Raw genomic sequence first — 21,672 nt, forward strand, 5'->3', positions numbered from 1 at the left:
GTCCAACCCGCGACCGGCGATCAATGCCTCGTAGGCGAAACGCCTATGCCAGCGAGGACCTCAAGGAGCTTCTCGAACTCTGTGAGAACATCGAGGAGCTCGGGCGTTTCCATCGATGCGATCTCGTTTACGCTCGCTGCTACTGACGATACAAGTGTGTCCATGCCGGTACGCTCTTCCGGAGGTACGCCTCGCATAACGGACCTACGACTTTCTTCGAGCTCTTTCAGTATCCGCTCGATTAAACGGCGTCGGCTTTGGAAGTCGAGAAGTGGTAGAGCGAGGCATGCATCCTGGATGTCAGTGGCTAGCGACATTCGTCTCTCCCCAGTAGCTGTATGATCGCTATCACAGTCACGACGGTTGCCAATGGACTTTGGTCTTAGGAGGAGCGGTCGGTATTCTTCCGTACCAAACCAGCGACGCTCGATCGACATCCAAACAGGACGATGATATAGGTCGATAACATCTTCGTTGAGCATGCGGCTGCATCCGGCGGACGCCTCGGTACCGACCGTCCAGGGTTCGAATGTCCCATGCCTCACTTGCTTTAAGACAGCGGCACGGGACGGCCGACCCTAAGCGGAGCTGGCGGGTGCGCAAAAACGGGGAAGTTTCCGGGCGCATGTCGTCATCTGCGCTATCCGCGATCCAGGCGGCCAGCTTTTGGGTTTTGCCAAGATTACCCACGACCTGACGGAGAGGATGCGGGCCGAGGAAAAGCGGCTTCAGGCGGCCGAAGGTCTTCGCCGGAGCGAGGAGCAGTTTCGAAATCTTGTTCAGGGCGTGGAGGCGGTCGAGAACCGCGAACGATTCCTGACGCCATCACTGTTGGTGCCAAGCAAACCGACCTGAGCCAACTGATCTAAGACTGTTTCAGGACACGACAAAGTCTCTCAATCGAACTTGCCAACGCGCTGGAACCTGATCGCGTGCACGAATAGCCTCACGGCCTCGCGGAACCTACCTCGCTCATTGAGGTTCCTCGGATTATTTCATCTGAGGATGGCAGGCTGTGTCGACAGGTGGTTGGTTAGTTGTTCATGTCAGAAGACAGGACGTCGTACACACGGTCACGTCGGCCGCAGAAGCGGTCGATCTGCTGTTTTCTGACTGGCCTGTGCATGGTGGCAGTCGCTTTATCGAGGCAATCGAGGCGTGCGAGGGGGTCGGGAAGGGCAACGTAACGAACGAGGTGGCCGAATTTGCCTTCCTTGCAGCCGCAATGGAAGCGGGGGTGGATTTCGAATTTCCATGATCGGTTTGGACTTTGGTCCCATTATCGCGGCGGGCCAAAGGGCATAAAATGGGGCGGTCTCGGTTGTACTGGAGTAAGGGACAACGTGAAGCTTTCGCCGCCAGAAGAGTCCGACGAAAGCATCCGCTATTACCTAGTAGCGTCGGTCATGCGAACGCGCTGCATAGGTTTCGGAAGACAGTGCATTGACAGAGGAAAACACCGCTCCCCGCTATTATCCGGCAAAAAGCGGCGCGTTTAGTGGGTTATGGTCCGTAATCGATACCTTTACGGGCTGGCCTGTAGTCGTTCGTGACGTCCCGCTTGATGCTCTATCGCGCGAAGAGGCAATCGATCTCGCCGATCTTATGAATGATCGTGACCTTCAGGCTCGGGAGATCCTCAAGCGCTTCGAGTGACCTCGGCGGCTACGTTCAATCAGCCCTGGCCAAAACCGTCATTCAGCTTAGTGGGCAGGTCATTCATTGATAGAAACCCAAGCACTAATGGTAGCTAGCGGAATATCGCCTTCCGCATGGTTGTAGAAAACCAGATAATGATGGACGTCCTCTTCCAGCGCCAGACGGAGCTCCGCGTACTTCGCCGCGGCCTCCTCATCTCCAGCCTTCGACATCAAGTCATGGAGCATATTCACTTCACTGTAGATCTCGCACAATTCTTGAACCTGCCCCTGCTGGCCCTCCCAGGAGCGAAGTCTCGGGCACCGAAGTTTGAGCAATGCCCATCCGTGCCGGAAGAGATCGATGGGATCCGTTCCCTTGGCACTACGTTCACTCATTTGGGATCAAGACTCACTCCGATGGCCTCCAACCGACGCCAAACAACGCGGCAATGAAAAGATCGGCTGTCTGATAACTTCAAATCGAACTCCTCAGGCACAGCAACTGCTCCGTTGACGCTCAGGCGCGCACCGCCATCAGACAAATCCTTGACGACGCAATCCAGAACGGAGGCGCCGCCATTGAGCACGATCTTCGCGCCAATAAACGTCCGTTTTCGATGATCTCTTCTGCCTTCCATAAGCGGGAACACTGCGATCGAAAGGTAAATGCTGTGTATACAGGAAGACTTTGCGTACGCTACCGGACAAATGCCGGCGGGGATAAACAACCCCTACTTGCCGGGCGCGTCCAGGCCTATTGTTCTTTCGTTACCAAAGTCCAATGGTGACTGGGGCCCTGTTTTACAGAGCCCGAGGGGCAGGTTTTGATCAACCTGGTTTGCACGTCCCTAGGCTTCAGGACCTGCCCCATTTATTGACACGGTTCCGCAGCCAAGGACTGGCAGCCCATCCGGGCTGTTTACGCCGTTGCCTGCGGGCCTCCCATCAAGCTATCGGGGGTTAGGTGAACGAGGCAACCGTCCGGGACTGTCACGCGTCATGAAAAACTGGGCCGGGGGAAGTGCGGACGAATTCTTGGACCGCAAGTTCATCGACTACGACCAGGCGGCACTGCCGCTGCTCGACAGGGCCGGAGGCCGCCCTTGACGAAGGGAGCGTTCAACTATCGGATAACGAGGGGCGATCGCCATTTTGTCGGGTAAAGCTTTGTGTCTGGGGTCGTGAGCTCTCGGTAACCTTGGAAAGGTTTCACCACCCATTGTTTGATGGAGAGTTTTTAGGACGCAGGCCGCGGATAACTCCGCGGCCTTATGCTTTTTGTCGCTTCGGTCCCCCACTCACCCAGACGCCCGCAACGTAAGAATTGGATCGGATCGACGGAAATGCGCTGTCCATGATGGCGCGCTGGCACTCCATCGCGAAGACTGCCAAAAATTTTTTCGACCATCTTGAAACCCGGAAACTCCCAAAATAAATTTTTTGCCGAGGCGCTCGAGGAGGCCTCTCGCCCAAGTATGGACTGTCCATCCGGTTCGGCTTGGGGATTCAAATCATCATCGTTTGTCCATGGAGGAAACTAATGTCGTTCCGCCCTTTGCATGACCGTATCCTGGTCCGCCGGGTCGAGTCCGAGGAGAAGACCAAAGGGGGCATCATCATCCCCGACACCGCAAAGGAAAAGCCGCAGGAAGGAGAAGTCGTCGCCGTAGGCTCGGGCGCACGTAACGAGGCTGGCCAGATCCATGCTCTCGACGTGAAAGCTGGCGACCGGATCCTGTTCGGCAAATGGTCCGGCACCGAGATCAAGATCAACGGCGAAGACCTTCTGATTATGAAGGAAAGCGACGTGCTTGGCATCATTGAGGGTCGGAGCGAGCAAAAGCAGGCGGCCTAATCGCTGCTCAGTCACCGTAATAGCTGCCTGTCGAAGGAGTTAAAAAATGGCTGCAAAGGAAGTAAAATTCAGCACGGACGCGCGCGAGCGGATGCTGCGCGGCGTCGACATTCTGGCGGACGCAGTGAAGGTCACCCTCGGCCCCAAGGGGCGAAACGTCGTGATCTCCAAGTCCTTTGGCGCACCCCGCATCACCAAGGATGGCGTATCTGTCGCCAAGGAAATCGAGTTGGAGGACAAGTTCGAGAACATGGGAGCGCAGATGCTGCGTGAGGTAGCATCAAAGTCCAGCGAGCTCGCAGGAGACGGAACGACTACGGCAACGGTCCTCGCACAGGCTATCGTTCGCGAAGGCGCCAAGGCTGTCGCCTCTGGCATGAACCCGATGGATCTGAAACGAGGCATCGACCTCGCCGTCGACGCCGTCGTCAAGGAATTGAAGACTAACGCCCGGAAGATTTCCAACAATTCCGAGATCGCTCAAGTCGGCACGATCTCGGCCAACGGCGACCGGGACGTCGGCCAATTCCTTGCGGAGGCGATGGAAAAGGTCGGAAACGAAGGCGTTATTACCGTCGAGGAAGCCAAGACCGCCGAGACCGAACTTGAAGTCGTCGAAGGCATGCAGTTCGACCGCGGCTATCTCAGCCCCTACTTCGTCACCAATCCGGAAAAGATGCGGGTGGAGTTCGAGGATCCCTACATCCTCATCCACGAGAAAAAACTCTCGAACCTGCAGTCCCTCCTTCCGGTTCTCGAAGCCGTCGTTCAGTCTGGCAAGCCGCTGCTCGTCATTGCCGAGGACGTCGAAGGCGAAGCTCTTGCCACGCTCGTCGTCAACAAGCTCCGGGGCGGTCTAAAGATCGCTGCCGTCAAGGCCCCTGGTTTCGGCGACCGCCGCAAGGCCATGCTCGAAGACATCGCGATCCTCACGGGCGGCACTGTCGTGTCGGAAGACGTCGGCATCAAGCTGGAGAATGTTACCCTGAACATGCTCGGCCGCGCGAAGAAGGTTGCCATCGAGAAGGAGACCACCACAATCATCGACGGCGTCGGCTCCAAGGCCGAGATCGACGGGCGCGTTGCGCAGATCAAGGCTCAGATCGAGGAGACGACCTCCGACTACGACCGCGAGAAGCTGCAGGAGCGACTGGCCAAGCTTGCCGGAGGCGTTGCCGTCATCCGCGTCGGCGGCTCGACCGAGGTTGAGGTCAAGGAAAAGAAGGATCGCGTCGACGACGCTCTGCATGCCACACGCGCAGCGGTAGAGGAAGGCATTCTTCCGGGCGGCGGCGTGGCTCTGCTACGGGCCGTGAAAGCGCTCGACGCGATCCAGAGTGCCAACAATGACCAACGTGTCGGCGTGGACATCATCCGTCGCGCCATCGAAGCTCCTGTGCGGCAGATTGCAGAAAATGCTGGCGCCGAAGGATCTATCATTGTCGGCAAACTTGGCGAGGAGACCGCCTTTTCCTATGGCTGGAACGCTCAGACAGGCGAGTACGGCGATCTGTATGGCCAAGGCGTCATCGACCCGGTCAAGGTAGTGCGCGCAGCGCTTCAGGGGGCAGCATCTGTCGCAGGCCTGCTGATCACGACCGAAGCCATGATTGCCGAAAAGCCGAAGCAGGAGGCCGCTCCGGCAATGCCTGCGGGTGCCGGAATGGACTTCTGAGCTGCCCTTCCCGGCCATGGTGGATAAATTGACGAGCAGGCATCTGACGAGGGAGGAACTCCGAGTTTGCGTCGATGTCGTCAAGGCGATCTCTCGCGAGCGCGGGTGCGAAAGGGATGGAGCAGCGGTGGGTAAGATCATGCACGCCGTCGCCCACCTCTTTAGCCGGGGAATGCGCACGCATGAGGAATTGGTGGCGGCCATGAGGGGTGAAGCCACCTGAGTGGGAAGCGCCCCGCGAATGACCTGCCGGGCGCTTCCTTCTATAGATTTCGAAGCCGCTCAAGATTTTGGGAGGTTGACTTGGAAAAGCACAGGAGCAATCAACCGAAAGCCAATGTCCTCACCGATGCCTTGATGGCGTCGTGCATGCTAAGTGACTGCCGCGCGCTGTTTGATGCCGCGACGAAGCCGGAACCCCATAGGATTTTAAACCTTTTCTCCGGCAAGTCCGACCCCTCGATCGCCGCGTCTACTCGCGGTCTGGAGAACGACCGCGCCGGTGCTGTACGCCTGCTCGCAAGGCGGTCATGATTCAAAGGAAGAACAAGCTCGTGTGGCAAGGTGTTGATACTCTCACTGAACGCACGACGCTTGCCTCCCGCTCGACTATGGAACAAACCGAGGGGACTGGGGTTCCTGAAAATAAATGTGGAGGTATGCCATGCGCTTCACTAGCTGTTCAGTGTTTCTCATTGCGGGGGCCTTCGCTACGTCAGTGTTTGCGCAGTCGTTGCCTGACGAAGCCGGCCCATCTCTCGGTCACCAGAGCTCTACGCCTCAGCACGAGAGCATCACGAACCCGAGCGGTTTTTTCGGGAAATCGCCGGGTGCAAGAACAATAGACCCCGGACACACCGGTTCTACCGGTGATGTCGATTGTAGGGAGCAGAAAGACATCAGAACCGAAAGAAGTGCTGAAGTCACCAAGAGTATGGATTGCATCCGCTAGCTTCGATATTTCGCGGGCGTAAAGTGATAGCAGAGTGGCAAGCAGAGCGCAGACTTGCATCCCTGTTTTGGACGAAATCTTTGCGATTGATGTGAGCTGGTCTGAAGACACCCAACTCCCCGTGACAAAAAAGCGTGTGCGCTGAAGCGGAAGCCGAGATGATGATTGGTTTGCTCAACGTCTGGGATTCCATAGACCTCGCCGGATTGTCATAAGAGTGTATGGCAGTCCTTTTTGCGCTGGAGCCAGACAAGTTCGCTCGCTTTTCGCAGCGAAGAGGCTTCGGCTGCTAAACTTCTTACCTGAACCTTCAGAGACTGCCCATTGCGTCCAGCGCTCGACGGTGTTCCATCAAAAACCGGAACAATCCCGCCTGGTGTCGGTTTCTTCATAATCAGGCAGGCGTGGAGGCTTTGATGTGGGCAATCCTTATCGGTGCCGCTCTTCTAACGGCCGGAATTGTACTGCTCTTTCGCCCGGCGCTCGACAGACGGGCGAGTGATCCCCATCGAACGTCACAAGGCGGCCCGACGTTGGAGCCACGCCGGCAAGGACTTGATTTCCTCGGGCTGACGCGAAACTGGCTGGCATTGGTCGTTATCGGCGCTGGCGCTTTGTTATTGGCTTTGGGGCGATACCTATAGTCCTGAGTTATCGGCGCCTCGGCACGGTACGAGCAATAATCCTTCGCCCCCTCTCCCTCCTCGTCCGGCATCACTACCAGTCGGTGGGACCTATCACAGAGATATAGGTTTGCTGGATGTCACACCTTTTCATCAGGTGTGACATGTATCTCCTCCACATTGGCTCCCTGCCGCGGTTTTTTGCTTGAGGCTCACTCTCCTTCCCGGAGGATTTTTTACCGTGCTCCTCGCGATTTTCGATCGCGTTGCCCCGCGCTTGGGTGGCCCTTCCCTGCCATTTCCGTCACCCGTGCCCTGGGTCCTATCGGGTTTGCTTTCAACAGGACGTCTCACCGTATTTTGACTGAGGGATGCAATCCGGGCCATTCGCTGCGGAACCAACCGCTGGAACTTTTCGAGCCATGAGGAATTTCACTGTGCCGCGCCCGGCGTGGGCGAAATCTCAAGGAGCTTTGAATGAAGACAATTATCCTCGCAGCATTGGCATCGATTTCCATCGGCAGCACGGCTTTGGCCCAAGAGGCAGCGGCGACCGGCGCAGATGCTATGCTGGCAGGACCCGGCATAACTATGGGCAATGCAGCTACGGTGCCATTGAAGTATGTCGAGATCAAAGATGCCGATCTGGTCACCTCCAAGTTGATTGGCGTTAATATCTACAACAAGTCCAACGAGGACGTCGGGGAGATCGCAGACATTGTGATCGGAGACGGGAAGTCAGTTATTGGTATCGTCGCGAGCGTCGGCGGCTTTTTGGGCTTGGGCGAAAGCTATGTCGTCATCGACCCGGCATCGCTCGCGCTCGCCGATGACAACGGCACCTGGAAGGCGTACGTTGACACGAACAAGGACGACCTTTCGAAGGCACCGAAGTTCGACTACTCCAGACTCAAGTGAGATTAATGGGGCGGTCAAACTGACCGCCCCAAAGCCCTCTGGCCTGGAAGCATGGGGTGCTCCAGTCGTCGATTTCCATTGGAGATGAAGATGGCACGCTACACGGTTACGCAAGAAAAACCCCTTCCGGAGTCCGTGCCGCCGTCGCGGCTCCTGCTCGACCGTCGCGTGAGAGGAATTCTCTGGACAATGTTTGCAGGCGCCATCGGCATGACACTGCTCGGCATGGTCTTTTCCGACGTGATCTGAATGCCTTTGGACAGTTGATCGCCAGAGGGGGTATCCGACAATCGGCCCTGTGATAGCATTTGTCCCATACAGCTGAGTGTTCCGGCTGTACGTTCTCACGCACCGATCTTTGCCGTTAGGAACAAATCGTCTTTTCTATGATTGTTAGAAATCGCTTTTCGCCGACAGGTGGGAGGGTTTTCATGAATGGCGAGAGGATCGGGTGAAGACACCATATTCCATTCGCGACGAGCCGCTGAGTTCCACTGACCTTTCGGTTTGCTACAGAGTCCTAAGCGGCATTCGCGCGGAGTATCAAATCGATCACGCTTCAGGTCAGTACGAACTGCTGGCTGCAATGGTTATCGAGTACTACCGTCGAGGGGTGCGAGACGAGCAGAGCCTGAGAGATATAGTCCGCCGATCGTGGGATGCAAAGAATGCCATAGGGGGGCAGCGGTAAGCATTAGTGATGTGCCAGGCATCCAAACATTCAACGCATTATCCTCTCTCCAAAAATGCCCACACGAGAGATGCTTCATCGATTGCCCCCGGCTGTGGGAACCTCTGGCTTTGTCGGCGGTTTCTTCCTGCAAAGAAGAGGAACATTCCATGCCCGACGCAAAAGAGTCCCCAGCAGTCAAATCGATGAAGAAAGAGCAGGCCAGCCAGAGAAGGCGGTCGGCAAAGGGCGAGCTCGATCAAGGTCTTGAAGACACGTTCCCGGCGTCCGACCCCGTGTCAGTCACGCACTCCGCAGTGTCTGCCGGTCGGACAGACGCCACCGAAGCCGAACGCGTACGCGACACTGATGACGGCTACCCAGTGGCTGATGAAGCGCCTGCCCCGGTCAGTGACGCGGATGTCGGGAATGGACGTGTTTCAGCTAAAAGATCCCCTGCCAACGGGTCGGAGACTATCTCCGAGACATCGATCGAGGCCGCAAATGTCGCGACGTCGCAAGTTCGCTCAGCATGGCGAGATGTCGAAGACACCATTCGCAACAATCCACTGACCGCGATGGGAATAGTCGCCGCCATCGCATTCGTCTGTGGAGTTACGCGCTGAAGGCTATTTCAATCTGGCTTGTTCCTGCTATCGTCCATTCCGAACCGGGGAGTGGAATAATGTCAGTAGCGCGTTTAGAACCAAACGGTTTTTATTGGGGTCGATCAACCAAACGCAGAGACGAGCCGCTGACTATCGTTCAGGTCTCGACGGTTTTTGGCAGGGACCCCGAATATTGGACGTTGACAGTGCCGGGATCGGATCAGCATCACATGGTTGGCGACTTCGAGATTATCGCTGGTGTGGAAGCGCCCGCGCAATACTATCTGCGCGACGCAGCCGAATAACCATCTGAGGGAGAAGCAACGCCCTTCTCCCGTTAATTTTCGTTAGTGAACCTGCATTTTGGCGGCAGATATCGCAGCGAGAAACTTTTCGCGCGCGACTTCGGCATCGACACTGCCCGCAAGAGCGCCTCGGCAAGCATTCCGTGCCTCGAGAAAGGTCACCGTGCTTCGCTCCTCGCAGCTATCCATAAGAAAGATGATAGCGTCGAAGGCACTTGATACGTACTCGGCGCCACGCGTTCCGGTCGATACGCGAACCGGCTCCTGCCATTTTGTAATCGGCATTTTCTCCTCCCGGTTTAGATTGTTGCGCGAACGCGCGAGCGGCAAAAGAGTTCCGATAAAAAAAACTAATCGTGCTAGCCGCCCGGCTCTCTCGTTCGGAAAGCACAACTTCAGGATTTGGAGATGGGATATATTCTTGGAGAGCTACGGTTTGAGTGCCTGAAGCTCCTTCTGTCGATGATCGGCCCGTTGAGCGCCTTCACCCCACGCCCACAGCATCGCTCGCTGCTTAAATGGGCATATCAAATTTTAAGCCGAAGACTCAGATAGTTAACGCAATAAAGTTGTCGGAACAAAGTGCCGCAATGGGGGTTTCTGTCACACGGATCGGAAAGTGCGATCCAAATAAGGAGGAAATACCAATGCGGAAGTTGATCTTCGTCGCGGCAATTCTTACCGCGTCTGCCTCTGGGGTTTTCGCCCAGACGGCACCGGCTGCGAACCCCGACGGAAATACACCTGCAGTTGCAACGCCAGACACGAAAAATCCGACTGCACCGGTCGAAGGTGCCAACAGCTTTACAGAGAGCCAGGCGAAGGATCGGATCACCGAGGCTGGATACACCGACGTGAAGGATCTCAAGCTTGATGACAAGGGGATCTGGATGGCATCGGGGATGAAAGATGGAAAGGCCGTCTCAATCGCCCTCGACTATCAAGGCAACGTCGTCGCCAAGTAATCCAAGGAGAAAGACATGAGAACCGTAACAGGACTATTCGACGACTATTCGGACGCTCGCGCGGCAGTTAGCAGATTGGAAGCAGCCGGCATTCCTTCAAGCGAAATCAGCATCGTCTCCAACAACACCGGGCGCGTCGACGACGATTCCGACGCTGGTGAGGGCGCTGCGACCGGTGCCGGCATCGGCGCTGCGGTCGGAGGTGCTGGAGGACTGCTCACCGGGTTGGGCTTGATGGCTATTCCCGGCGTCGGGCCGGTCGTGGCAGCTGGCTGGCTTGCCGCAACAGCCGCCGGCGCAGCAGCCGGCGCAGTCGCTGGTGGTGCTACCGGCGGCCTTATCGGAGCATTGACCGGCTCTGGTGTTTCAGAGGATGACGCAAATCTCTATGCGGAAGGCGTCCGTCGCGGAGGTACCTTGGTAACGGCTAGGGTTGATGACGCCCGGGCTGCCGAAGCAGAGGCAGCTCTCCAGGAATCCAACTGGGTCGACCCCGTTGCGCGGCGCCGGGACTACAGCGAACAGGGATGGACCCGCTTCGACGAGTCGCTTGACCCGTACGCATCCGATGAGATCGACAGAGAGCGGGAGCGTTATCGGCGAACGATGATCTAGCCGATCGCACAACATTCAAACCTCCCCGCATTCGCGGGGAGGTTTTGGCTGGCCAGACAAAGGGTTTGCCGCCGTTCAGCGGGCTTGTTGTTCAAGCCGCCCTGTCTTCTGCATCGGATTCCCGCGTTTTTTGACGGTCCTATCTGTGAAATCGCCGATATACTGTTAAGGTTGGTGACAATCAACCGAGTTTAGCCATTGCCCTCACCGACATTCGAACCCGACCGCCGTTTCATCGAAGCTGCACTTGCCGAGTCAGACGATTGCATCAAGATCATTGGCCTCGATGGCACGCTCCAATATATGAGCGAGGGAGGCCAGCGAGTGATGGAGGTCGACGATTTCGAAGCCGTCCGCGGATGCCCGTGGCCCGATTTCTGGCAAGGCCAAGGTAACCTGGACGCCGTCGCAGCGATCGAAGCGGCGCGCTCCGGGCGCCGAGCTCATTTCACTGGATATGCAGATACGGCCAAAGGCAACCCGCGCGTTTGGGACGTAAAGGTTTCTCCGATCTTCCGCGCCGATGGAACGGTCGAAAGCATTCTCTCCGTTTCCAGGGACGTTACAGACCTGAAGGCCTTCGAAAAGGAGCAATCACTTCTCCGGCACGAACTCTCACATCGGATCAAGAATATCCTGGCAATTGTTCAGTCGGTCGCAAACCAGACACTCAAGAACGACGACGATATGAGGGTTGCAAAGCCCGCTTTGCTTGCTCGCCTGGCAGCACTGGGGCGTGCTCATGATATTCTGATGCAGTCGGCGCACGATACGACCACCATGCAGGCAGTCGTTGAAACGGCGTCGCGGGAGCAACCGACGGGAAGAATCATTGCTGAAGGCCCTGCGATCCAACTGTCGGCAAAGTCCGGACTGGCGCTGGCACTTGCGCTCCACGAGTTGTCCACGAACGCCTTGAAATACGGCGCTCTCTCCAACGACAGCGGGAAGGTTTCCATCTCCTGGCAAGTCGTCCATGACGACGAGGATGAGCAACTCGAATTCATCTGGGTCGAGAGCCACGGGCCTCCAGTTGCGCGACCCGACAGGAAGGGCTTTGGGTCACAAATGATAGAACGCGCGCTTAGCGCTTATGTGAGAGGCAGGGCCGAGTTGGACTATCGGCCCGATGGTCTAATCTTCAGACTGACAGCCCCGGTCATAGCGTTCAAGCAAGGTTGAGGTCTGTTCGAGACACTGTTGATCAATAGCTCATTCCGGACGAGCCGGTCTGTCCTCAAGTGACCAAAAGGTCGCAAGAGAGCAAGCGTCACTACGGCGGTATTATCCGTGATAGCCGTATCGATGAAGCAGCCTATGCACAGAAACGGAACTCATCCAAGTCGAGTGAAGTGCTTCATAAACCATTTGGAGCGGGGCCGGATGGTCTGTGCATTCGTCAGGGAACCAGGGGCGGTTGGAGGATAGGCTCGCGGTTCTGCTCGAAGCCCAAGATGCTGATCATCGACGAACTTGGCTATCTGCCCTTCGACCCGAACGCCGCGCACCTCTTCTTCCAGTTGATACCTCGCCGCAATGAGCGCGGCGCCACGCTGATCACGTCGAACCGCAGTGTGGGCGAATGGGGAACGTTGTCACCGCGATCCTCGATCGCCTGCTCCACCATAGCCACGTCATCATCCGGGGTGACAGCTATCGGCTACGCTTGATACCGCCCAGGTTAAATATGAAAGGGGCCCAGTTTTCCGTGTCGCCCCGGCCCACTGCCCGATGTCGTTTGACATCCGTAACGGCGAATTCAAAAGCCGTGGCATTCGGTCTATCGTTGCGACAAAGAATCGTCGAAAATCTGGAGACGCGTACGGCGCATGCGGTGTTCCCTTTGCAAGTCCAATCTGCCGACTGCGGCGCCCGTCTATCGCTTTCTTGCCGGAAGGCTGTCCGAATGGCGCGCTGACTTCGGTCCTGGCCCGGCGATGATATGCGAGACCTGTAAGCCGACCTTCGAAGGCTCTTCCACGAAACGAGCCTGGCACTCCAGTCTTTGTCCTGAATGCGGACGGACGGTCTACAATTCATATCAACCCAAGCGAATATTTCTTTGCAGTGCGGAGTGCCGCCAGCGCCGCGCCATACGAAACGAACGGGAGAAGCGGAAGATGGACCGGGGGACGAAACAATGCCTACGCTGCGAAACCGTCTTTCGGCCGGCAAGGAAGGTCAGTCTGTACTGCTCTTCACCCTGCCGCCAAGCTGCCTATCGTGAGCGGCTCCGGTTTTCTGCGGGGTCATCAAACTAATTCTCCGCACGGCGCGCTTCGGTGATCTCGAAGACCGTCGTGAGTGCCTTAAGGACGGCTCGGAACGCTTTCGCCTTCGTGGATCGGGTCCAGTGAGGGATCGGGCGAGAAAAAAGCGCCGGAGCTCCATTTGCTGTCGCGGTTGGGCTTAAGCCGAACCGACACGCTACCTATCGTCCTCATCATCGATGTCCCTCAGGATAGATCCCCTTCGCGATGCCGCCAGAAACATTCATCCAACTACAAAATCCAGGACGCTTGAACGTCTTGCTGTTGAAAGCATCGGCCGGTCCTAAAGCCGGATCGCTGGCAGCGACCTTTTGTCCGACGTGGCGCTCCAACGTTTCAAGTTCGCGGCGGGGTTTCGCAGGCTGACGAGAGAAACTGTATTTATCCAACCCGCCAAGAAAGCTCCCGATAACTGGGAACCATTCCTCGCCATCGACGTTTTATTACCGATGTCTCCGACCCGACATCATCCCTCAATAGAGAGGCTCTGCGTCCCCCCACTCGCAGAGCCTCTTTCCTTTTGGACACATGAACGAACTCTTGGAAAAGGGCTCAATTGGTGAGGCACGTCGTCTTACGACCCGGTGCAGCACCTCAAATTTGCCGTCAAAACCACCGAAACAACTCAATTTCTGCTTCTGGGCGGCACCTAGGCAGGTCCGACGGGGCCTTGGGAAGCAGATCGACGGTCTTTCAAAAGGCGCAGGATCTGGTTTTTCTTTTTCTTGCGTTTGATGAGATCGATGTCGCTCACAAGCTTTGCGCCGCCTTCCCGTCGCTCCAGGGTAATCTTGCGGGAATGGAAGGCCTCGAGTTCTGCTCGGTGGGCTACGCTCACGATGGTCGCCTTCGGCAATTCCTCGATCAGCATCTCCATCATCTTGTCCTGGCTTTTGGCATCGAGAGCCGAGGTTGCCTCGTCCAGTACAATGATATCAGGACTGTGCAGCAGTAGACGGGCAAAGGCGAGGCGCTGTTTTTCGCCGCCGGACAATGTCTGGTCCCAGGGCGCATCTTCCTCGATCCTGTCATTCAGGTATTCGAGCCCCGATCGTTCAAGCGCGCCTTTGATTTCATCCAGATCCCAGTCATCGGCAGCACGTGGGTAAGCGACGGCACGACGCAACGTCCCCGAAGGTATGTACGGCCGTTGCGGCAACATGAACAGTTGTCGGTCGGCGTGGAAGTTGACGCTGCCGTCACCCCACGGCCAAAGGCCTGCAATGGCACGGACCAGCGTACTCTTGCCCGAACCAGATTCTCCAGCCACAAGCACCCGCTCGCCTTGCTCGATGATAACCTGTGTCTCCTTGACCACGGCCGTGCCGTCATCAAGCGATACAGAGAGATCGTTCAGACTGAGAACCGCCTCGCCTTCAGTCTCGCCGCGCCTTATGCGACCCAAGGCTTCGCTCTGCTCGGCTCGCTCAAGCCCGTCCAGCGACATCATGAGGGAGGCCACGCGCCGTGCGCAGGCGTTCCAATCGGCAAGACGAGGGTAGTTGTCGACCAGCCACCCGAAAGCGCTCTGAACGATCGCAAAGGCGGACGCGGCCTGCATGACCTGTCCAAGACTCATGTCGCCTTCGAGAAACTTTGGAGCGCAAAGCAGGACCGGCACGACAGGCGCAAACAGGCTTGATCCCTGTGACACCAGCGTGGTGCGCATGTGTTGACGCGCAAGCTTGGCCCATTGAGCCAAGACCTTGGTGAAGGTCCGGTCGAGATCGTTTCGCTCTTCCTCCTCACCCCCAAGCAGCGCAATGCTCTCGCCGTTTTCCCTCACATGCGTGAGCGTGTAGCGAAATTCAGCTTCAGCCTGATTTTTCGCCTCCGATACCCGTACAAAATTGCGACCAATGACCGCCATCGAGGTCGATGTAATGGTGGCGTAGATGACCGCAGTTATGACGAGGAACCCCGGAACTGTAATGGTCGAGCCCCCAATTTTCAGGGTAAGCGCGCCGCCGATTGTCCATAGCACCACAATGAAGGTCGAGGCCGACAGGAATGCGGCAATGACCCCCGCGATGAAATCGACAGGGGCTTCGGTTGCGATCCTCAGGTCCTCGGCTATGCGCGCTTCGGGGTTCTTGTGGTCGCCGCCAATCAGGTTCAATTGATAGTAGCGGCCGCTGGCAAGCCAACGTCCAATGACCGCAGTCGTAAGCCAGGAGCGCCATCGACGCTGGATCATCATGCGGATGGCAACCTGGATTGTAACAATCGCTACAGTTCCGACTACCAGCGGCAAGAATACAGCACTCAGGAAATAGACGGTGCGTGCGTTGTGGGCCTCTATCGCATCGAAGAGTGAACGGTTCCAAACGTTGATGCCGTACTGGAAACCGACATTCGTACAGATCAGGATCAACAGGCCAATCGAGCAGGGCCAGGCAAGCTTGTCGCCTCCCCGGCCCCAGTACCGGCGCGCGCTGATCCAGAAGCGTTTGAGAAGATATTTCTTCCGCGCCTCCTCGACCTCTTCGGGTGTGAGAGCAGGATCCGGTTCAGGCATATCTGGAAGCGGCACAGCCTCTTCGTTCGATGTCTTGTTGTGAAGGTTTTCGGCACCGAGGGGATCGGTTCCGTCGACCGATTTGGAATTGGAATTAGCGTCGGCCATAGCGCGATAACGGCTTAGCACTGAAATGGTTTCATCTCGGAAGTGTCGTTGCCACGGATCCGGATCCCCGGGAAATCTCGTCGATGTAACAGAAGTGCTCTCCGCGACCAAAGAGCCGTAGTACAACTTCTAGCAACAGGCAGAGAGTTGAAATTAACCGTAATCATCGGTTGCAATTTTAATTAACCGATCCTTCGTTTCTCAACCTTTAGCTTTTTGCCAAATCCAGCGAGGGGCGAGATGCGCGGTTTTAGTTCAGAATATGGATATTTCTCCGGGAAAGACTTTACCCGTCGCATTGTTTTTCCGATGGCGGGCATTCTTGTCGTCGCGATTACAGTCGTTTTCGCCTTCGTTATTCTGTCCGCACGCCAACAAAATAGTCTTGAAGTTGAGGCGTCGACCAAGCTGGCAACCACCGCGCTCCAGGTCAAGGCCCGCGAAGTTGGCCGTAACCTGCGCGACTATGCGGTCTGGGAAGACGCGTACAAGAATCTGCATGAAAAAGTCGATGCGGAATGGGCGGGAACCGACGGAAACATTGGCGCGAACATATTCGAGGGTCTCGGCTACGAAATGGCCTTTGCCGTCAATCCTGCTGGCAAGACGGTCTATGCAGTCGTCGAAGGCGTTCCACAAAACGTCGACGCACTCACACTGATGCCCCGGGGACTTCGTGACCTTCTTCACGTGGCTTCCATTCAGACCGATCCGGTCACGAGCCTGATCAAATCAGGAAACAATGTCTTCATGGTCGCCGCCAGTGCACTCCTGCCGCCGTCGATCGACAGGGATAGTGTCAAATCGCGCGACCTGACAATGCTCGTGTTTGCGAAGCGGCTTGACCAGAAGTTCCTCGACAAGATGGGTCGTGACTACCTGCTCTCTGATCTGCACATCTCACTTCAGCCCGTTTCCGGAGCAGAGGCGTCTATCCCCCTCCTGACGCAGGACCGCGTGTTCCTGGGGACCATTACCTGGTCGCCGGCCAAGCCAGGCTATCAGCTTCTGCGGTTTATCTTGCCACCCCTTGGCATCGCGCTCGCCGTTCTCGCCGTATTTTCGGTTATGGTTGTGAGGAATGCCAGAAGATCAACGAAGGCACTGGAAGAGTCGGCCAAGACAGTTGAAGCCTACGCCGAGACACTGAAGGAAAGCGAAGCCCGGTTCAGGGACGTGGCAGAGGCCTCGTCCGACTGGATCTGGGAAAGTGACCAGGCGTCGAGACTGGTCTTCTTCTCAGCGCGCTTCACACAGGTGACCGGCCTTTCTGCGGCAAGCGTCCTTGGCAAGACATTCGAGCAGTTCTTCTCCAGCGACAGCGACGCCGAGGGCTGGCGCCGTCTCATTGAAGGGACGCATGGCTACACGCCCTTCAGGGACCTTCGCTGCTGTTATCGCGACGCAAACGGTCATACGCGCGTCTGCCGGCTGGCGGGGCGGCCAATCCTGTCGAGTTCCGGCGAGTTCCTCGGCTTCAGAGGTACTGCGACCGACATTACCGAAGAAGTCGAAGCCCAGGAACGCGCCAGCCATCTCGCCCATCACGACGCCCTGACGGGGCTGCCAAACCGGGTCCTGTTCCGTGAGCGTCTCAATGTTGCCCTCGCCTCCAATGCCCAGCAATCCGCGCGCATTTCGGTCATCTGCCTCGACCTCGATCACTTCAAGGAGGTGAATGACACGCTCGGTCACGGTGCTGGCGACGTGCTTCTTCAGCAGCTCGCCAGTCGCTTGATGGGATGCGTCAACAAGGCGGATACCGTGGCAAGGCTCGGCGGCGATGAATTTGCAATCATCCAGGTCGGCATTAATCAGCCGCTCGAGGCCGAGGAGCTGAGCCGCAAACTCATTGAAGTGGTCCGCGCTCCTTTCGAAATCGAGGGCCAGGATCTCCATGTCGGTGTGAGCATTGGCATAGCGATTGCCGATGAAAATGATGCCGATCCGGAGCGGTTGCTGAAGAGCGCCGATATCGCCCTCTACCGCGCCAAGCAGGGTGGGCGCGCAACCTACCGCATTTTTGAAGCGCAGATGGACGCCGAATTGCAGGAGCGCAAGGCGCTGGAGTACGACCTCAGACAGGCAATCCTGAAGGACGAGCTTGAGGTCCACTATCAGCCCCTGATCGATCTGGACCGCCAGGGCGTTGTCGCGGTCGAGGCGCTCGTCAGATGGCGGCATCGGACCCGAGGGCTGGTTTCTCCCGCAGATTTCATTCCGCTTGCCGAAGAGACAGGTCTGATCATTTCAATCGGCGAGTGGGTGCTCGAGACGGCTTGCCGCCAAGCGCTCGAATGGGACAACCTTCGTGTTGCCGTCAATCTGTCGCCGGTGCAGTTCCGAAACAGGGAGCTGGTGGAGACGGTACGCCAGGTGCTGGTACGAACGGGTCTGGAGCCTTCCCGGCTTGAGCTCGAAATAACGGAAAACGTTCTCATTAACGACTCGGCGGCAGCACTGGATATCCTGAACGCACTCAAGGCCCTTGGCGTTAAGATCGCAATGGATGACTTCGGGACGGGATTCTCGTCACTTGGATACCTGAACTCGTTCCCCTTCGACAAAATCAAGATCGACAAATCCTTCATTGGCGGGATGAACGACACGGCCAAGTCAGGCGCGATTGTGAAGTCGGTGATCAGTCTTGGCCAAAGCCTGAACATGATTACAACGGCGGAAGGTGTCGAGACGCCAGAACAGGCTGCATTCCTGAAACAGGAAGGCTGCGACCAGCTTCAGGGCTACTTCTTCAGCAAACCGGTGACGGCATCCGAATTCTCGAAATTCATCGAGAACTGGGACTACAAGAAGGCCATCGACGAGGTTGCTGCCTAGCTGGCACTGGTCAAAAAAATTCTTCAAAAACGATAGATCACAGGTCTTTTTGCGATGAATGCTTATTCTTCGTCGGCCGCACAGGCTGTGGATTACTCAGCAAGGCAACTCCAGGATCACCTCAGGCAAGCGCTTCCGGCTCTCGAGAACCGTCGCCAGGTAGCTCCCCTGAAACAGTTCGAGAGCATCGACGCGGTGGTCGCGGAGTTGAAGCCCTCCGAGCCGATCTTCTGTATCGCGCCCCAGAAAATCCGTGACGCTGCGGCCGGTTTTCTTTCTTTCCCCGGCAGAGCGCTCTACGCAGTTAAATGCAACCCGCACCCTGTCGTTCTCGAGACCCTTTATGGCGCCGGGGTCACCGACTTCGACGTTGCCTCCCTCGACGAGGTGAGACTGATCGACAGTCTCTTCGGAGCAGCCGGTGGGAAGTTCTTTAACAACCCCGCGAAGACGAGGCCCGCCATTCAGGCAGCGAGCCAGCAATACGGCATCCGCTTCTACACGGCTGACTGCGTCGAGGAGATCGACAAGATCGTCGAGGAGACCGGTGATACCAGCGATCTGATCATTGCTGTCCGTCTTGCCACCCGTGGCAACGAAGCACGATACGTTCTATCAACGAAATTCGGCGCTCAGCCTGACGAGGCCGTGCGTCTCCTTCAGCACTTGAATGGACGCGGCATAAAGGCTGGCATCTCGTTTCATGTTGGCTCGCAATGCCTGCGTCCGCGCGCGTTTCACGATGCGGTGGAACTTGCCGGTAAGGTGGCTGCCAATGCCGACGTTGAACTCCGCGTTCTGAACGTCGGAGGCGGGTTTCCGGCGCCCTACCCGGGCGACGACGTCGCGGGCCACGAGCATTACTTCGGCCAGATCGCGCGCGCCGTACGAAGCATTGGTCTGCCGCGTTCTTGCATCGTCCTTTGCGAGCCAGGTCGGGCACTCGTCGCAACGTCGGGCACAACGGTGGTCCAGGTCGTCATGAGACGCGGTCAAAATCTCTTTTTGAATGATGGCGTCTTTGGAACCCTGCAAGAACTCGGACATCCCAAAGAGCGTCGACCGGTACGCCTCATTCGCAATGGTAACAGGGCCCCTGCGAACGGCATGGACTTCAAGATCTGGGGACCGACATGCGATTCCAACGACGTTCTTGGCGCGCCTTTTCAACTCCCCGGCGACGTGCGCGAAGGTGACTGGATCGAGATCGGCATGATGGGCGCCTACAGCCTGTCGATGCGAACGCACTTCAATGGCTTCTTTGCGGACCAAATCGTCCAGATCGGAGCTTGAGGCAACCGTGGCGATGAACAGACTAGCGGCGTCCCTAATAGGAGCAGCGGGGATTGTCCTTTGGGCAAGTGAAACAACCTTTGTCACGTACACGACAGGTATCCCGCCGCTACAAACAGTGGCAATCGCGTTCTTCTTTGCCGCCGCCCTGTCGCCGGCGGTGTGGTTTTTCACGAAGAGTCATCCGCTTGCTGCGTTCCGCCAACCGTTACGTGTCTGGGCTTTGACCGTTGTCTCGCTTGTCGGATATCACGCCTGCATCTACTACGCGACGCAGAAGGCACCGCCAGCTGCGGCGGCGTTGCTCCAGGGAACCACCCCGTTGATGATCGTGCTCGGCTCGGCGCTGCTTCCCGGTGAGCGACTGAGATGGTGGCACATCCTCGGCACGACGCTCGGTCTTCTGGGTGTCCTGATCCTGGTGGATACGGGAGGGCAAGCCACGACATATGAAGGAGCCGTATTCTACCTTTCGCTCATCGGGATTGCAGCTGCACTTTGGGGCCTTTACTCCGTCGTGACCCGGACGCAGGCGGAAGTCCCAACCTCTGCCCTCGGCTGGTTCTATGCGGCATCGGCGCTTGTTTCCTTTGTTGCACATTTGGGGCTTGAGGAATGGGCACAGCCCAACGTAACCGAATGGTCCGCGATGGCCGCACTCGGAATTCTTCCAATGGGCCTTGCCATCTACTTCTGGGATCACGGGTTGAAACGCGGTGACATTCAGGCGCTCGGGGCGTTTTCGTATGTCGAGCCCTTTATCGGCGCCGTCCTTGTTGCCCTCTTTACATCAGCGGCCTTCGATACGTCGCTTCTCTGGTCTGGCGCACTTGTCGTCGGCGGAGCGGTTATCGCCAGCGCCGGGTTATTTCGGCAGGATTCACCCTCCATTCCGGCTCTTGAAAACGCCTATGTATCGGCATCCGCAGGCTATGCCTTCAACAGCGTCGATACCTCTCGGACCGTCAATGGTGACAACCTGACGGCTGATTTCAATGCCCATACTCCTTTTGGGAGGGTGGAGGGCGGCTATTGCGGTGAAACACCCGTTGCAATCTCACGCCCTATGCGGCACTCCAAAGTGCAAGCTTTTTTATGCCCAGCTACTCTGAGAAGGCGTCGGGATCTGGCACCTTCTCCGCCGACTACGACTCCCACACAGAGACAGCGCTGAGGACCGAGCTTGGAGCACGATTCGAACGTAGTCTCCCGACGGAAAGTGGAAATGTTCGCCTGACGGGGCGCGTTGCTTGGGCATGGAACGCGGAAACCGCTCGCACTGTAACCGCCAGCTTCCAGAACCTGGCGACGTCGAGCTTCACCGTCGATGGCGCAAATCCGGGCCAAAACGCCTTGCCTGTGGATGCCGGCGCAGATTTCGCGGTTCGACCCAACCTGTCAGTCAACGTGTCGGCCAACGCTGCGTTTTCCAACGACGACCTGGCGTACGGCGCTTCAGCAAAGCTAATGTTTCGTTGGTGACGCGAACTTCGCGCAAAACTCCACTTACAGCCCCACTTGGCAGAGGGCTACACAAGCGCGATCGAATGGCGTAGGCCAGATCGAAACGGTAAAGAACAGGACACGAAGCAGCCCAATGAAAGCCGGAACGTCAATTGCAATCGCCTGTTTTTGTTCCATAGGATGCACATAGGACGCAACGGAGAGGCTTGGTGCGGTGTCTCGTCGCGGCCAGACTACGGCCCGCATTTTTTCACTAGCTAATATTAGAGATTGCTATAAGGTTTCGGTGTCTGCCTCTATGAAGCGGGCCGGGAGGTTCCAACGGTGGGCTGGACCCCTTCCCTTCGAACCTCCC

Annotated in this window: 23 protein-coding genes and 1 pseudogene; 19 read left to right on the top strand and 5 right to left on the bottom strand. The window is 57.1% G+C overall.

Annotated elements, in window-relative coordinates:
• Nucleotides 1-20: 20 nt before the first annotated feature.
• Nucleotides 21-317 (bottom strand): hypothetical protein, encoded by a 297-nt coding sequence (locus JNB88_RS14405; protein ID WP_220356042.1) that lies wholly within the window; start codon nucleotides 315-317, stop codon nucleotides 21-23.
• A 349-nt stretch (nucleotides 318-666) separates the two neighbouring features.
• Between JNB88_RS14405 and JNB88_RS14410 the strand changes: the two genes are divergently transcribed.
• The 3 genes from JNB88_RS14410 to JNB88_RS14420 all read left to right on the top strand — a co-directional run bounded on the left by JNB88_RS14410 (nucleotide 667) and on the right by JNB88_RS14420 (nucleotide 1,656).
• Nucleotides 667-855 (top strand): hypothetical protein, encoded by a 189-nt coding sequence (locus JNB88_RS14410; RefSeq protein ID WP_220356043.1) that lies wholly within the window; start codon nucleotides 667-669, stop codon nucleotides 853-855.
• 160 nt (nucleotides 856-1,015) lie between these two features.
• Nucleotides 1,016-1,258 carry a DUF982 domain-containing protein gene (locus JNB88_RS14415; RefSeq protein ID WP_220356044.1) on the top strand — a complete coding sequence of 81 codons (243 nt, stop codon included), beginning with the start codon at nucleotides 1,016-1,018 and terminating at the stop codon, nucleotides 1,256-1,258.
• Nucleotides 1,259-1,443: 185 nt separating this feature from the next.
• Nucleotides 1,444-1,656, top strand: a complete 213-nt coding sequence (locus JNB88_RS14420; RefSeq protein ID WP_220356095.1) for a hypothetical protein — start codon at nucleotides 1,444-1,446, stop codon at nucleotides 1,654-1,656.
• Nucleotides 1,657-1,715: 59 nt separating this feature from the next.
• Here the strand turns inward: JNB88_RS14420 and JNB88_RS14425 are convergent, their stop codons facing one another.
• Nucleotides 1,716-2,036, bottom strand: a complete 321-nt coding sequence (locus JNB88_RS14425) for a hypothetical protein (RefSeq protein ID WP_220356045.1) — start codon at nucleotides 2,034-2,036, stop codon at nucleotides 1,716-1,718.
• Nucleotides 2,033-2,278 carry a PilZ domain-containing protein gene (locus JNB88_RS14430; RefSeq protein ID WP_220356093.1) on the bottom strand — a complete coding sequence of 82 codons (246 nt, stop codon included), beginning with the start codon at nucleotides 2,276-2,278 and terminating at the stop codon, nucleotides 2,033-2,035. Before JNB88_RS14430 ends, JNB88_RS14425 begins: the two co-directional genes overlap by 4 nt.
• A gap of 902 nt (nucleotides 2,279-3,180) precedes the next feature.
• Between JNB88_RS14430 and groES the strand changes: the two genes are divergently transcribed.
• The 8 genes from groES (at nucleotide 3,181) to JNB88_RS14470 (ending at nucleotide 8,959) form a co-directional block, all read left to right on the top strand.
• The gene (groES, locus tag JNB88_RS14435; RefSeq protein WP_220356046.1) at nucleotides 3,181-3,495 is read left to right on the top strand and encodes a co-chaperone GroES; all 315 of its coding nucleotides are present in this window, start codon (nucleotides 3,181-3,183) and stop codon (nucleotides 3,493-3,495) included.
• Between the two features lie 46 nt (nucleotides 3,496-3,541).
• Nucleotides 3,542-5,170, top strand: a complete 1,629-nt coding sequence (gene groL, locus JNB88_RS14440; RefSeq protein WP_220356047.1) for a chaperonin GroEL — start codon at nucleotides 3,542-3,544, stop codon at nucleotides 5,168-5,170.
• Between the two features lie 28 nt (nucleotides 5,171-5,198).
• Nucleotides 5,199-5,393 carry a hypothetical protein gene (locus JNB88_RS14445; protein WP_220356048.1) on the top strand — a complete coding sequence of 65 codons (195 nt, stop codon included), beginning with the start codon at nucleotides 5,199-5,201 and terminating at the stop codon, nucleotides 5,391-5,393.
• 80 nt (nucleotides 5,394-5,473) lie between these two features.
• Nucleotides 5,474-5,704, top strand: a complete 231-nt coding sequence (locus tag JNB88_RS14450; RefSeq protein ID WP_220356049.1) for a hypothetical protein — start codon at nucleotides 5,474-5,476, stop codon at nucleotides 5,702-5,704.
• A gap of 834 nt (nucleotides 5,705-6,538) precedes the next feature.
• The gene (locus tag JNB88_RS14455) at nucleotides 6,539-6,766 is read left to right on the top strand and encodes a hypothetical protein (protein WP_220356050.1); all 228 of its coding nucleotides are present in this window, start codon (nucleotides 6,539-6,541) and stop codon (nucleotides 6,764-6,766) included.
• Nucleotides 6,767-7,222: 456 nt separating this feature from the next.
• A complete protein-coding gene (locus tag JNB88_RS14460; protein ID WP_220356051.1) occupies nucleotides 7,223-7,663 on the top strand; it encodes a PRC-barrel domain-containing protein in 441 nt (146 codons plus the stop codon).
• A gap of 90 nt (nucleotides 7,664-7,753) precedes the next feature.
• Nucleotides 7,754-7,912 (top strand): hypothetical protein, encoded by a 159-nt coding sequence (locus JNB88_RS14465; RefSeq protein ID WP_220356053.1) that lies wholly within the window; start codon nucleotides 7,754-7,756, stop codon nucleotides 7,910-7,912.
• Nucleotides 7,913-8,503: 591 nt separating this feature from the next.
• Nucleotides 8,504-8,959 (top strand): hypothetical protein, encoded by a 456-nt coding sequence (locus JNB88_RS14470; protein ID WP_220356055.1) that lies wholly within the window; start codon nucleotides 8,504-8,506, stop codon nucleotides 8,957-8,959.
• A gap of 329 nt (nucleotides 8,960-9,288) precedes the next feature.
• Here JNB88_RS14470 and JNB88_RS14480 read toward each other — a convergent pair whose 3' ends face one another.
• The gene (locus tag JNB88_RS14480; protein ID WP_220356057.1) at nucleotides 9,289-9,531 is read right to left on the bottom strand and encodes a DUF982 domain-containing protein; all 243 of its coding nucleotides are present in this window, start codon (nucleotides 9,529-9,531) and stop codon (nucleotides 9,289-9,291) included.
• A 362-nt stretch (nucleotides 9,532-9,893) separates the two neighbouring features.
• Here JNB88_RS14480 and JNB88_RS14485 point away from each other — a divergent pair, with 362 nt between their 5' ends.
• From JNB88_RS14485 to JNB88_RS14500, 4 genes and pseudogenes are all read left to right on the top strand, one after another.
• Complete coding sequence (locus JNB88_RS14485; RefSeq protein ID WP_220356058.1) at nucleotides 9,894-10,211, top strand: PepSY domain-containing protein; 318 nt, start codon at nucleotides 9,894-9,896, stop codon at nucleotides 10,209-10,211.
• Between the two features lie 15 nt (nucleotides 10,212-10,226).
• Nucleotides 10,227-10,826, top strand: coding sequence for a general stress protein (locus tag JNB88_RS14490; protein WP_220356059.1), 600 nt, complete (start codon nucleotides 10,227-10,229; stop codon nucleotides 10,824-10,826).
• Between the two features lie 198 nt (nucleotides 10,827-11,024).
• Nucleotides 11,025-12,008, top strand: coding sequence for an HWE histidine kinase domain-containing protein (locus tag JNB88_RS14495; protein WP_220356060.1), 984 nt, complete (start codon nucleotides 11,025-11,027; stop codon nucleotides 12,006-12,008).
• Nucleotides 12,009-12,274: 266 nt separating this feature from the next.
• Nucleotides 12,275-12,492, top strand: a pseudogene (locus JNB88_RS14500) (ATP-binding protein); the annotation flags it as partial.
• Nucleotides 12,493-13,745: 1,253 nt separating this feature from the next.
• On the opposite strand, the gene JNB88_RS14505 reads toward JNB88_RS14500, so the two are convergent.
• The gene (locus JNB88_RS14505) at nucleotides 13,746-15,722 is read right to left on the bottom strand and encodes an ABC transporter ATP-binding protein/permease (protein ID WP_220356061.1); all 1,977 of its coding nucleotides are present in this window, start codon (nucleotides 15,720-15,722) and stop codon (nucleotides 13,746-13,748) included.
• 240 nt (nucleotides 15,723-15,962) lie between these two features.
• Here JNB88_RS14505 and JNB88_RS14510 point away from each other — a divergent pair, with 240 nt between their 5' ends.
• From JNB88_RS14510 to JNB88_RS34610, 4 genes are read left to right on the top strand one after another with little or no spacing between them, the layout of a single operon-like run.
• Nucleotides 15,963-18,560 carry a bifunctional diguanylate cyclase/phosphodiesterase gene (locus JNB88_RS14510; protein WP_220356062.1) on the top strand — a complete coding sequence of 866 codons (2,598 nt, stop codon included), beginning with the start codon at nucleotides 15,963-15,965 and terminating at the stop codon, nucleotides 18,558-18,560.
• Between the two features lie 54 nt (nucleotides 18,561-18,614).
• Nucleotides 18,615-19,853 carry a type III PLP-dependent enzyme domain-containing protein gene (locus JNB88_RS14515; RefSeq protein WP_220356063.1) on the top strand — a complete coding sequence of 413 codons (1,239 nt, stop codon included), beginning with the start codon at nucleotides 18,615-18,617 and terminating at the stop codon, nucleotides 19,851-19,853.
• A 13-nt stretch (nucleotides 19,854-19,866) separates the two neighbouring features.
• Complete coding sequence (locus JNB88_RS14520; RefSeq protein ID WP_220356064.1) at nucleotides 19,867-21,027, top strand: DMT family transporter; 1,161 nt, start codon at nucleotides 19,867-19,869, stop codon at nucleotides 21,025-21,027.
• Nucleotides 20,949-21,335, top strand: coding sequence for an autotransporter outer membrane beta-barrel domain-containing protein (locus tag JNB88_RS34610; RefSeq protein ID WP_220356094.1), 387 nt, complete (start codon nucleotides 20,949-20,951; stop codon nucleotides 21,333-21,335). Before JNB88_RS14520 ends, JNB88_RS34610 begins: the two co-directional genes overlap by 79 nt.
• Nucleotides 21,336-21,672: the final 337 nt, after the last annotated feature.

The organism is Rhizobium cauense (assembly GCF_019511525.1).
Taxonomy (GTDB): domain Bacteria; phylum Pseudomonadota; class Alphaproteobacteria; order Rhizobiales; family Rhizobiaceae; genus Rhizobium; species Rhizobium cauense.